General features: G+C 39.8%; 12 protein-coding genes. 4 read left to right on the top strand and 8 right to left on the bottom strand.

What is annotated here, in order from left to right; translation table 11 throughout:
• Position 1: 1 nt before the first annotated feature.
• The 4 genes from AC1DSK_RS02690 to cyoE form a co-directional block, all read right to left on the bottom strand.
• Complete coding sequence (locus AC1DSK_RS02690; RefSeq protein ID WP_016427807.1) at positions 2-628, bottom strand: cytochrome (ubi)quinol oxidase subunit III; 627 nt, start codon at positions 626-628, stop codon at positions 2-4.
• Positions 628-2,493 (bottom strand): cytochrome c oxidase subunit I, encoded by a 1,866-nt coding sequence (ctaD, locus tag AC1DSK_RS02685; protein WP_477546604.1) that lies wholly within the window; start codon positions 2,491-2,493, stop codon positions 628-630. The genes AC1DSK_RS02690 and ctaD overlap by 1 nt, the downstream gene beginning before the upstream one ends.
• Before the next feature lie 34 nt (positions 2,494-2,527).
• Positions 2,528-3,622, bottom strand: coding sequence for a cytochrome c oxidase subunit II (gene coxB / locus AC1DSK_RS02680; protein WP_477546605.1), 1,095 nt, complete (start codon positions 3,620-3,622; stop codon positions 2,528-2,530).
• A gap of 99 nt (positions 3,623-3,721) precedes the next feature.
• Positions 3,722-4,639, bottom strand: coding sequence for a heme o synthase (gene cyoE, locus AC1DSK_RS02675; protein WP_477546606.1), 918 nt, complete (start codon positions 4,637-4,639; stop codon positions 3,722-3,724).
• A gap of 322 nt (positions 4,640-4,961) precedes the next feature.
• Between cyoE and AC1DSK_RS02670 the strand changes: the two genes are divergently transcribed.
• Positions 4,962-5,882 carry a COX15/CtaA family protein gene (locus tag AC1DSK_RS02670; RefSeq protein WP_477546607.1) on the top strand — a complete coding sequence of 307 codons (921 nt, stop codon included), beginning with the start codon at positions 4,962-4,964 and terminating at the stop codon, positions 5,880-5,882.
• 169 nt (positions 5,883-6,051) lie between these two features.
• On the opposite strand, the gene pyc is transcribed toward AC1DSK_RS02670, so the two are convergent.
• The 3 genes from pyc to AC1DSK_RS02655 all read right to left on the bottom strand — a co-directional run bounded on the left by pyc (position 6,052) and on the right by AC1DSK_RS02655 (position 11,026).
• The gene (pyc, locus tag AC1DSK_RS02665) at positions 6,052-9,498 is read right to left on the bottom strand and encodes a pyruvate carboxylase (RefSeq protein WP_477546608.1); all 3,447 of its coding nucleotides are present in this window, start codon (positions 9,496-9,498) and stop codon (positions 6,052-6,054) included.
• A gap of 16 nt (positions 9,499-9,514) precedes the next feature.
• Positions 9,515-10,678 carry an FtsW/RodA/SpoVE family cell cycle protein gene (locus AC1DSK_RS02660; protein WP_477546609.1) on the bottom strand — a complete coding sequence of 388 codons (1,164 nt, stop codon included), beginning with the start codon at positions 10,676-10,678 and terminating at the stop codon, positions 9,515-9,517.
• Between the two features lie 66 nt (positions 10,679-10,744).
• Positions 10,745-11,026 carry an Fpa/YlaN family protein gene (locus tag AC1DSK_RS02655; protein WP_016427814.1) on the bottom strand — a complete coding sequence of 94 codons (282 nt, stop codon included), beginning with the start codon at positions 11,024-11,026 and terminating at the stop codon, positions 10,745-10,747.
• Positions 11,027-11,194: 168 nt separating this feature from the next.
• Here AC1DSK_RS02655 and AC1DSK_RS02650 point away from each other — a divergent pair, with 168 nt between their 5' ends.
• From AC1DSK_RS02650 to AC1DSK_RS02640, 3 genes are all read left to right on the top strand, one after another.
• Positions 11,195-11,695, top strand: a complete 501-nt coding sequence (locus AC1DSK_RS02650; protein WP_477546610.1) for a peptidyl-prolyl cis-trans isomerase — start codon at positions 11,195-11,197, stop codon at positions 11,693-11,695.
• A 12-nt stretch (positions 11,696-11,707) separates the two neighbouring features.
• The gene (locus AC1DSK_RS02645; RefSeq protein WP_016427816.1) at positions 11,708-11,911 is read left to right on the top strand and encodes a YlaI family protein; all 204 of its coding nucleotides are present in this window, start codon (positions 11,708-11,710) and stop codon (positions 11,909-11,911) included.
• 71 nt (positions 11,912-11,982) lie between these two features.
• On the top strand, positions 11,983-12,369 hold the full coding sequence (locus AC1DSK_RS02640; protein ID WP_477546611.1) for a hypothetical protein: 387 nt from the start codon (positions 11,983-11,985) through the stop codon (positions 12,367-12,369).
• On the opposite strand, the gene AC1DSK_RS02635 is transcribed toward AC1DSK_RS02640, so the two are convergent.
• Positions 12,356-12,685 carry a YlaH-like family protein gene (locus tag AC1DSK_RS02635; RefSeq protein ID WP_016427818.1) on the bottom strand — a complete coding sequence of 110 codons (330 nt, stop codon included), beginning with the start codon at positions 12,683-12,685 and terminating at the stop codon, positions 12,356-12,358. The two genes, AC1DSK_RS02640 and AC1DSK_RS02635, sit on opposite strands and share 14 nt — an antisense overlap.
• Positions 12,686-12,708: the final 23 nt, after the last annotated feature.

Below are 12,708 nucleotides of genomic sequence, written 5' to 3'. Positions count from 1 at the left end.
CTTAACCCATCACTCCCATCAAGTATACTACCGTGAAGATAAATACCCACACTACGTCAATAAAGTGCCAGTAAAGAGAAGCTAAATAGAATTTAGGCGCGTTATAAAGATTCAAGCCACGCTTCGAATTTCGAACCATAAGAAGGGTAATCCATACTAGTCCAACCAAGACGTGAGCTCCGTGTGTTCCAACTAGTGTAAAGAAAGATGAACTGAAAGCACTTTGTCCGTAAGTAAATCCTTCATGTACATAATGTTTAAACTCATAAATTTCAAAGCCTAGGAATGCAGCACCCAGTAATACTGTTACCATTAACCATGCTTGCATTGCTTTGAAGTTATAGTTTTTCATGTGATACATCGCGTAAACACTTGTTAAAGATGAAGTCAAAAGTAACATTGTCATGATGAATACTAACGGTAATTCAAACAAACCTTGTGTCGTGAATTCCATTCCACTTGGACCTTTGTTTTTCAAAGCCAAATAAGTAGCAAACAAACTAGCGAATGTTACAGTTTCTCCACCAAGGAAAAGCCAAAATCCAACAAATTTATTTTTACCTTCCAAAGTGGAATTTTCCGGATGATCCGGCCAAGATTGTGGGGTGTACTTAGTATTTAAGTCCATTAGTGTTTACCCCCTTTTTCATTCAATAAATCTTCTTTATGAACATGATATCCATGGTCATCTTTCAATGAACGAACGATCATTGAACCGAATGTGATAGCTAATCCCAAGAACATCACAGGCACTGCCCAAGATTTTTCTCCATTGTATAAAGCACCAAATGCTCCTACGAATAGACCAAATGAAATAACAACAGGAATAAATGAATTGTTAGGCATATGGATATCGCCTACTGGCTCTGCGTAAGTCATTCCTTCTTTATTTCCTTCTTGTTTTTCAATCCAGAATGTATCCAGACCACGAACAAGTGGTGTTTGTTTAAAGTTGTAGAAAGGTACAGGTTGTGGAACAGCCCATTCTAAAGTACGACCATCCCCCCATGGATCACGGCCAACTTTTTCGTTTTTCACGATCGTCATGATGATGTTCACCACTAGAACAATAACTCCGGCTGCCATGAAAATAGCACCTAATGAACTGATGAGATTGTAAGTGTCCCATCCTTGGTTTGCACCATACGTGAACACACGACGTGGCATCCCAAGTAAACCTAGGAAATGTTGGATAAAGAACGTTAAGTGGAAACCAATGAAGAATAACCAGAAAGTTACTTTTCCAAGTGTTTCATTTAACATCGTGTTGAACATTAATGGCCAGTAGAAATGTAAACCAGCTAATAATCCAAGTACTACCCCACCAACAATAACATAGTGGAAATGAGCAACAATAAAGTATGAATCGTGCAATTGATAATCAAGAGGTGCAGCAGCTTGCATGATCCCCGTTACACCACCAGCAACGAAAGATGGGATAAACCCAATCGCGTAGAGCATAGGTGTTGTAAAGATGATACTTCCGCCCCACATTGTAAGCAACCAGTTAAAGATTTTTACTCCGGTAGGAACCGCGATTGCCATTGTCGCAACAGCAAAGATTGCGTTAGCAGTTGGTCCCATACCTACTGTAAACATATGATGTGCCCAAACCATGAATCCTAAGAAACCGATTAATACAGTTGCGAAGACCATAGCTGAATAACCAAACAAACGTTTACGTGAGAACGTAGGGAATATTTCTGAGAAGATACCGAAAGCAGGTAAAATCAAGATATATACTTCAGGATGTCCGAAGATCCAGAATAAATGCTCCCAAATAATAGTATTACCACCCATTGTATGATCAAAGAAGTTTCCTCCGAACATACGGTCAACGATCATGAAAATGATCCCAATCGTCAATGGTGGGAAAGCGAATAGAATTAATGCTGATGCAACAAAAGTTGTCCAAGTGAACAATGGCATACGCATGTAAGTCATACCTGGTGCACGCATGTTGATAATTGTAACTAGGAAGTTAATACCTCCGATTAATGTACCAAAACCGGAAATGAATAGACCTAAAGCATAAAAGTCAATCCCATGACCCGGTGAAGCTAATGAAAGCGATGCATATGAAGTCCATCCTGCATCAGGTGCTCCTCCCAAGAACCAAGATAAGTTAAGGAATACTCCTCCGAAGAAGAATAACCAGAAACCTAAAGAGTTTAGGAATGGGAAAGCAACGTCACGCGCACCGATTTGAAGTGGCATAACTGCATTCATAAAGCCTAATAACAATGGCATGGCAGCCAGGAAGATCATGGTTGTACCATGCATCGTGATAATTTGATTGAAAAGACCTGCACTCACAAAATCATTGTCAGGTTGTGCTAGTTGTATACGTATAAGCATAGCCTCGATACCGCCGACGATAAAGAAGAATCCACCGGTAATGAGGTAAAGGATGGCAATTTTCTTATGATCGACTGTTGTTAAATAGTCCCAAAGAGTGGCACCAACGCCTTTTTTCTGTGCGATTGAACTCACAACTTTAACCTCCTTCTTGTCATTCTGTAGAAGATTAATCTTCTACAGATAGTCCCATTAAGTATTCTGTCAGAGCTGTGAGCTCTTGATCTGTAAATTCTTTACCATTTCTATTAGGTAAATCTTCAGGTTGAGGCATCAAGTTACCTGGTTTATGCTCTTCAGGATCATTAATCCATGCCTTAACGTTTTCATCAGTTTGTTCCATGAAACCAGCTACTCGGTTGCGATCTCCAAAAGTTGCTAAGTTAGGACCTACACCACCAGTTGTGCCTGCACCTGATACAGCATGACAAGCAATACAGCTAGTGTTGAAGATTTCCTGACCTTGCTGAGCAACGTCACCTTCTGGCGTTTCTTCTGCTTTTGATGCTTTCATGTCTGCTACCCAAGCATCGAAATCATCACGATCTAAAGATCTTACTTTGAAGTCCATAAGGGCATGTGAAGGACCACAAAGTTCCGCACATTTACCATAAAACACACCATCTTCAAGACTATCTGAAGGATTGTCGAATTCTAAATAGAATGTGTTTAGGTTTTCAACGTTTGTATCCATTTTACCGCCCGCTGCAGGAATCCAGAATGAGTGTTTTACATCTGCTGCTTTAAGGTTAAAGTAAACTTTCTCTTGCGTCGGTACTACTAATTCTTGAGCTGTAACGATTCCTAAATCCGGATACTCAAATTCCCACCAGTAAAGATTTGCTTTAACGTTAACCGTTACTGCTGTCTTATTGCCTTTTGCATCGACTGTATCCATACCACTGACATCCGCCAATTTATATGTAGAGACTACAGTAGGAACTGTCAAAATCAATAGTAAAATAATCGGAACGATAGTCCAGATAAGTTCTAATTTGTGACTTCCTTCTACTTGCTTAGGAATTACATGTTCGCCCACTTTAGAACGACGGAACTTGACGATTGCAAGAATGTAAACAATCATTACTACAACAATAACAAGTACCATGATTCCTGTTGAAAGCAACATTAAATCCAATTGATCTCTACCGACTTGTCCTGCTGGAGTAAGTGTAGATAAGTGTTCTTCACCGCATCCAGACAAAAAGACCGTTAGAGCTGTCAGCAGAGAAAAGAGACGCCACTTTTTGAGCCCTTTCATCATAGCTTAATCAAACCCCTCTTTCGTAGTTGTATTCATGTGTAAATCGGACTGTGGTTCCATTCTATATGAATTCTAAATTCAAAGAAAGAATCCCAAAAGTTAGCTGAAAATCGAGAAAATAATCATCGAGACAAAAATGATGGTCATGTAATTTAAGGAATAGATAAACATGCCTTTTGCCCATTTTAAATCATCTTCCGCTTTAAAGCCTTTTAGTGCAAGTACGAGCCATCCAATATTAAGCACAGTAGCGAGGACGAGGAACCATGTTCCAAGTTCCATGAGTAAGAATGGAAGTGGGAAAAGAACTAAAATCCACAGAAGCATGGAGCGCTTCGTATGTGCAAATCCTTTAATAACCGGCAACATCGGAATGCCTGCCGCCCGGTATTCTTCCGTTCGTTTCATAGCAAGTGCATAAAAGTGTGGAGGCTGCCATGCGAACATGATGAGGAATAATGCAAGTGCACCCCATCCAAGTGTAGGTTCAACTGCTGCCCATCCGATTACTGGAGGAATAGCCCCTGATATACTCCCGACGATTGTATTGCTCACATGCCTTCTTTTTGACCACATGGTATAAAGGACAACGTAACTGATAATACCAGCAAGTCCCCATATACCAGCTGAAAACGATGCCATAAATAACAAAATCTCACCGACAACCATGAAGGACAGAGCAACGGACAATACGGCAGTTGGTTTAAATCGTCCCGTCACAGTCGGTCTGGATTTTGTTCTCGCCATAATTGGGTCTATATCCTGATCGATGTAGTTGTTCATTGCGGCTGAACCGGCAATAATCAATGCTGCACCGACAAGAGTATAAAACATGAGGTCCATCTCATCTAAGAAGTGACGGTTTGTAAATTGAAATGCCAACCATAATCCCGTAAACGTAGTCACAAGGTTTGAGTTTACAATTCCAATCTTAATCAATGCAAGAAAGTCTTTAACAAATGATGTTGTTTCAAGATCCGCATCAGTTCTTGCATTGATCGCGCGACCGTTTGACATGATAACTCCCCCTTTCAAAGTTGTAAGCATATTCCGCTACACTTACTATATCGAAAAACTTATGCTAATTCTATATTTAAGTTCAAATTCGATAAAAAGCCATAGCGGTTTCCTGTCAATTTGACACAACATATCTATAGTAAAGCATTTTCTAAAAAGTTTTGTGAATGGAAAGAGAATATTTTATGAACAATTTGTGAATTGGGTATCCTTACTGTTGTTGTTTCTCTGTTAAACATTGTTTTTTGTCATATTCTTAGCTATTATCAAACATGCAGGTATCGCATTTTCGCGATCAGTATAGACAAAGTAGGTGTCATTCATGCAACAAAGTAAATACTTAAAGTGGTTTGCTGTTGCTTCTACAATCGGCATGTTGCTCATAATTCTCGGTGGAGCACTTGTGACGAAAACAGAAAGTGGAATGGGTTGCGGCAGACACTGGCCGGGATGCAATGGAGAATTAATTCCCGACAAAATCACTACTGAAGTTTTAATTGAATTTTCTCACCGTCTCGTAACTGGTTCGGTAGGTTTTCTCATCTTGATCTTATCCGTTTGGTCATGGAAAGCAATGGGACATATACGCGAAACAAAATTTTTAGCTTTTATGGCAATGTTTTTCTTGATTTTACAAGCGCTAATTGGTGCAGCTCAAGTTCTATGGGGACAAGGTGACTTTATATTAGCCCTCCATTTTGGTATTTCCTTATTATCATTCGCCTCAGTTTTATTGTTAACACTTCTGATTTTTGAAGTCGATCGCAAATTTGATGCGGATAAGTTGCAGATTGGGAAAAAATTGAAATGGCATACAATAGGAGTTGCCCTATACTCCTATATAGTTGTTTACACAGGTGCCCTCGTTCGCCATACAGATTCAGGCTTAATCTGTGCGGATTGGCCAATGTGTCGTAACGGAGATTTCTCTTTACCAGCCAACCTTTATGAATGGGTGCAAATGGGACATCGTACAGCGGCCGGACTAATTTTCCTCTGGATTGGGTTCATAGCATGGCATGCATTCAAGAATTATAGAGACCAACGAGTTTTATCTTATGGGTGGATTATTGCGTTTGTTATCGTCTCACTTCAAGTCATATCAGGTATGCTAGTAGTGTTGACAAGGCTGAACTTATTCTTCGCTTTACTACATTCTCTACTCATCACACTACTATTTGGATTGCTATGTTATATGATTTTGCTCCTATCTCGTAGCCGTTCTAAAAAAACATCACTTTAAAAGCAGTTCCGCGTACATGCGGAACTGCTTTTTTCGATAGAAATGGAATTAGTATAGATAGATATAAGAAAAGGCATCAGCTTCGACAGTTAACGGTCGAAGCTGATACCCTTTTAATGTTGATTTTTATCAATGCTAGGGCAAATGTACGATAATCAACAGAATCGTGTTAAATCAACTCTTTTTCCATTTCAATCAACAAATCGCCCGTTGTAATAGAAGATCCGGTAGTGACGTGAATTTCTTTCACAACACCGTCATACGGAGCCTGGACAGTTGTTTCCATTTTCATCGCTTCAGTAATAAGCAAATGATCTCCACGCTTTACTCGACTACCCTTATCTATTACTACTTTTAATACAGTTCCTGGCATCGTAGCACCAATATGATCAGGGTTACCGACGTCCGCTTTCGGTTTTTGTGTAATATCCGATTCAATCGTCAAGTCCTGGATGATGACTTCCCTTGGCTGTCCATTCAATTCAAAATAAAGGACGCGATTTCCGTCCGAATGAGGTTGGCTGATCGATACTAGTTTTACGAGTAACGTTTTACCTTTCTCAATTTCCACTTGGATTTCTTCACCTAAGCGCATACCGTACAAGAAGGTTGGCGTATCCAATACGGAAACATCACCAAATTTCTTCACAATATCCGAGAATTCATCGAACACTTTTGGATACAACGCATATGCCAGTACTTCATGACTTGTAACCGGACGACTCAATTTATGGAAAAGCTCTTCTTTCAGCTTATCGAAATTGACTGGTTCCAACAATTCACCTGGGCGCACTGTAATCGCTTCTCGTCCTTTTAAGATTACCTGTTGCAGTTCTTTCGGGAACCCTCCGTAAGGCTGTCCAATATATCCTTGGAAGAACTCGATTACTGAATCAGGGAAATCAATCGTTTGTCCTCGGGTAAGTACCGTTTCTTCCGTTAAATCATTTTGAACCATGAAGAGCGCCATATCACCGACAACTTTTGATGAAGGCGTAACTTTGACAACATCACCAAACATCAAGTTAACGGTTGAATACATATCTTTTACTTCTTCAAAACGCTCACCCAAGCCAACTGCTTTCGCTTGTTGTTGCAAATTGGAATACTGACCACCCGGCATTTCATGGACATAAATTTCAGAATGTGGACTCATCATGCCAGACTCGAAATCCTGGTAGTATTTCCGTACATCTTCCCAGTAGTGAGAAAGTTTCTCCAAAGCTTTAATATCAGTTCGCACTTCGCGCTTACTGCCTTTTAATGCATACGCAAGCGTATTTGTGCTCGGTTGGGATGTCAGTCCTGCCATCGTTCCTAACGCTGTGTCAACGATGTCTACGCCAGCATCAATTGCTCTGCCGTACAAGTAAATCCCGTTGCCACTTGTATCATGTGTATGCAAATGAATCGGAAGTGAAACTGTGTCTTTTAATTCTGAAATTAATCGGTATGCTGCTTCGGGTTTCAGTAAACCAGCCATATCTTTAATGGCTAAAATATGTGCACCTGCTGCTTCCAATTCTTTTGCCATTTCTTTGTAATAAGCGACCGTATATTTGTCACGACTGTCATCTAAAATATCACCCGTATAACAAATTGCCGCCTCCGCTATTTTGCCTGATTGTCGAGCTGCATCAATGGCCACTTCCATCCCTTTGATCCAGTTTAAACTATCAAATACGCGGAAAACATCGATTCCCGCTTCTGCTGATGTCTGTACAAATTCACGGATAACATTGTCAGGGTAGTTTTTATAACCCACAGCATTTGCCCCACGAATCAGCATCTGCAACAACACATTTGGAATCATTTCACGCATTTTAATGAGTCGATCCCATGGATTTTCCTTAAGGAATCGATATGCAACGTCAAATGTGGCACCACCCCACATTTCAAATGAAAACGCATCATGCATGGCTCTTGCCGACTGCTCTGCAATTTCATACATATCATGAGAACGGACGCGTGTTGCAAGCAATGATTGGTGTGCATCACGGAACGTAGTGTCTGTCACCAAAACATCTTTTTGTTCATGTATCCACTTGACTAGTCCCTCTGCTCCACGTTCATTAAGAATTTGTTTAGTACCCGCAGTAGGCGGAACAAGCAAATCTATTTGTGGTTTTCTTGGCAAGACAAACACAGGTTTTGATGCTTTTTCGATACCGGGGAAACCATTCACTGTCACATTACCGATATAATTCAGTAGCTTTGTCCCTCTATCTTTTCGGGTTGCGAAGAGGAACAATTCCGGTGTGGAATCAATAAAGCTGGTATTGAAATTTCCTGTTAAGAAGTTTTTATGTTTTACTACATTTTCTAAAAAAGGAATATTCGTTTTTATACCTCTGATACGGAATTCCTGTAAGTTTCGATCCATTTTAGCGGCTGCTTCTTTAAACGTTTTTCCCCATGTCGATACTTTGACAAGTAGCGAGTCATAATATGGGGAAATCACAGCCCCTTGGTAACCATTCCCTGCATCGAGACGCACCCCAAATCCACCACCAGATCGGTATACCATCAATTTCCCGGTGTCGGGCATAAACTGATTTAAAGGATCTTCGGTTGTCACACGGGATTGAATAGCGAATCCGAAAAGTGGAATGTCTTGTTGCAACGGCATGCCAATTTCTTCTTCAAATAAAGATGATCCATCTGCTATGTGAATTTGGGTATGAACGATATCGATACCGGTAATCATTTCGGTAATCGTATGTTCTACTTGAATTCTCGGATTCACTTCGATGAAGTAAAACTCATCACCTGCAACTAAAAATTCAACTGTGCCTGCATTTATGTACTGAACATTATTCATTAATTGAACCGCGGCATCACAAATGCGGTCGCGCAATTCTTTTGTTATGGAATTGGATGGGGCGATTTCCACTACTTTTTGATGTCTTCGCTGAATCGAACAATCACGTTCATACAAGTGAACCAAATTGCCATGCTTATCCCCAAGAATTTGAACTTCTATGTGTTTCGGTTTATCTACAAATTTCTCTACATAGACTTCATCCGATCCAAACGCTGCTTTCGCCTCTGATTTTGCACGTTCGTAAGCCGACTCTAAGTCTTGTGCAGTGGGAACAACACGCATACCTCGACCGCCGCCACCTAAGGATGCTTTGATCATTAAAGGATAGCCATTTGCTTCACCGAAATCTTTTACTTCCTGAACGGATTGAACAGGTCCGTCACTTCCTGGTATTACTGGGATGCCAGCAAGAACAGCTTGTTCTCGTGCTTTGACTTTGTCGCCAAACATGTCCAAATGAGCTGAAGTAGGACCGATAAAAATAATCCCTTCTTCTTCACAACGTCTCGCAAATTCCACGTTCTCAGATAAAAATCCATATCCAGGATGAATCGCATCTGCTCCACTTGTTTTTGCAATCTGTAAAATGCCTTCGATGTCCAGATAGGCATCGATTGGTTTCTTTCCATCTCCTACTAAATACGATTCGTCTGCTTTGTATCGATGAAAAGAAACACTATCTTCTCTTGAATAAATCGATACGGTACGCAAGTTTAATTCGGTACAAGCACGGAAAATGCGAATAGCAATTTCTCCGCGGTTAGCTACTAATATCTTCTGAATCGTTTTCATAATGAGACGACACTCCTTAGCTTCGCGTTTTTTCGTATTTGACAAACATAGACACATTTAACAGTATGCCCATAGCTAACGATAACAAAATAACAGAAGTTCCGCCATAACTTATAAATGGTAATGGCACGCCTGTTAATGGAATGAGACCAAGCAAGCCACCTAAATTGATAAAAGTCTGGAATCCTATGATACTCGCAAAACCTGCGGCAATCATACGCGCATGCGGATCCTCTGCTCTTAAAGCAATAACCAATGCACGCAATACAATAAACCCAAGACCACCGATAACAATTAGCACGCCAACTAATCCAAGTTCCTCTGCAATGATGGCCATGATGAAGTCTGTCTGGGGCTCCGGTAAATAACCCAGTTTCTGTACCGACTGTCCAAGTCCGAGACCTTTCAGCCCCCCTGCACCGATAGCCAAATAACCATTTACCACTTGGTATCCAAAGCCTTGTTCATATTCAAAAGGATTCAGGAAAGCCTCAATACGTCCAAGTCGACGTTCAGTAATAAATTTATCACGTGCTAAATACAAAATTGGTGTAATCAAAGCAAGTGCGCCAACGATTATGCCACTAATTTTCACAAATGTCCGGATTCGAATACCACTTGCGGCCATGACAGAAATTGCCGTAAAAAAGATGATCATGGCTGAACCCATATCTACTTCACTCAATACCAAGGCAACGGCCATAACAAGTACTGTTACTGGCGGGGCAATAGATTGGTTAAAACTATCAATGGGACCTTTTCTCGCTTTATTTGCAAATACACCGGCAAAATATAGCACCATAATTATTTTTGCAAACTCGGAAGGCTGAATGTTCCCAAATCCAAGATCAATCCAGCTCTTAGAACCACCAGCAGCATAGCCGACAAAATGAACTGCCACCAATAAGGTGAACATAACAACCAGCATGGCAATCATCATCGGCTTCTTGCGGTAATGTTTGTATGGAAATAAAGCCCCTACTAAAAATACTGGGACCGATAAAACTAAGTTTAGTATTTGTTTCTTGTAAAAGTGATCCGGCTCGAAATCGTATCGATTGACGGCCCAAACCATGCTCGCGCTGTATATCATTACGAGACCGAACAGACATAAAAACATATATGTAATAAATAATGGATAATCGAAGTTTTTGGCATATCGCTTGATGTATGGGATCATTTTAAACCTCTTTTTCTTTTTTTCTAGCAAAAAAACTCAAACACATGTTGAGTTTGAGTTTTTTACTTATTTCTCTGTATAAGCATCGTGCAATACAGATAATTCTTTTTCAAGTGTCGAAAGAAGCAACTTTCCTTCTTCACGCTCAATAAGCCCTAATTTTACAGCGAAATCAATTTCTTTAGATAAACCATACATTTGGGTATCCAAGACTTCTTCGTAAAGTGGGCATTGCGGCATCGTCAAATGGTCCATTTGAACCTTAATTAATTTTGCTATTTTTTCTGCATCAGCTTTTAATAAATCCATAGCTTTCTGCTGGTACGATTGCTGAGATTTAGTATCCATGAGGACGCCCCCATCACCTAATATAGTCTTAATAAAGTGTATCTTTCTAGTGACAAAAATGCAAGTATCGCTTCCACAGTGAATCTTTCCGAACTTAATTCTTTTTTACCTATAGGCAAAGCGTTATACTAGTAGAAGAAACGCAGCATGCAAGGAGGCACCAATAGAATGGAAACGATAATACCTATTAAAGGGAATGTGGAATTTAAAATAACTTTAGACCCAAGTGTATGGATTTTTGATGATCGACGCATTGACTTAAAAACGTTTTTCACGGAACAGCAACTCGAAAAAAACGAGTTGGATGAATACACAAAAAAAATGTCAGCTCATTGGTCACGGGAAATCATGGAAGGTGCTACTTATCCTCCAACGTTGAAAACCGAGAAGAAATACGAGAAGACAAAAATCCTGACAGGAACTTTTGGTATATACTTAAAACATTTTCTGAAAAATGCTGAAGTGAATAAAAACGCAAAATCAGTAGTTATTGAAACTGAGAATGGCGAAGAACATTCTTTCACCTTAGAACAAGCAGATTCACTGATTTTCAAGTATAGCCAGGATGGCAAACCTTTAAATGAGGATGGCCCTGTTTATGTCCTTCTTGCAGATGGATCCAACTTGGAAAATCCCATCAAGCATGTACAAGCAGTACGAGTAGATTAGGAGGTCGTTTCGATGCGTGTAAAATGTGTCATTTGTGATACCATCAACCAATTGCCTGATGATTCACCACAAGCAAAAAAATTGCGCAATCGACCAATTCATACGTATATGTGTGATCCCTGCCACGAGCGTATAGAAGAAAAAACACAAGCTAGATTGGCAACTGGTGACTTTGTTTTTTATAAAAGCTCACGCAGAATTGAAGAAGATTTCTAATGCTCACCTTCCCTCGTTTCGTCAATTCTCTTTACATTGGCATATTAAGCGGGATATTATTGGGACTTTTAATGAAGTTTATTCAATCTGTAACGAATATTAATGTCTATACTTTATTACTGAATGTTGACTTCATTCCATTTATCGGTGAAGTACATTTGACTGAAACGATTGAATTCTTGTTTCATGTACTCATCTCTATTGTCATCGCGTTTGTCTTTGTTGGACTTGTGGATCGGTTCCATGTAGAAGTTAGTCTTCCAAAACTATGGTTACTCAGTTTTTCCCTTTGTTTACCGACCTTTGGCTTATATTTTCTACTAAGTGAACTTGCTATTAAAGACGTCCCTGAATGGGATGATTGGCATGCATTTGCGTATTGGACTCTCGCACATTTGTTTTATGTATGGATACTTCCCATGTTATATAAAAAAAAGAGAAGCACTAGCTTGCGCTAGCGCTTCTCTTTTTTTCATTATGCAAACGAATTTTATACAAAATTAATATCATTGCGGCGATAACTAATCCTTCTACTATTGGCAGGAAGAAAGCTAAAAAAGTAAGCATGATACATCCGATTAACAAGAATAAGTAAATCACGATGTTTTGACCAACTCTTAATTTTTTGGCAAATCCTAATTTGTATACTACCGCTGATAGCAAGAAGATGACAAGGTACAAAGCGTACCCTGCCACATCGTAGTTGGGAAGGATTTCATAAAGGAAACGCGCAACTGGGTACATATTGTCATAGACAAATTGCTGTTCTTCCAAGATTTCTCAACCTCTTTCCATTA

This window comes from Paenisporosarcina sp. P4_B8, from assembly GCF_056402175.1.
Note: the sequence above shows the minus strand (reverse complement) of the source record. Positions and strands in the feature narration are given on the sequence as shown.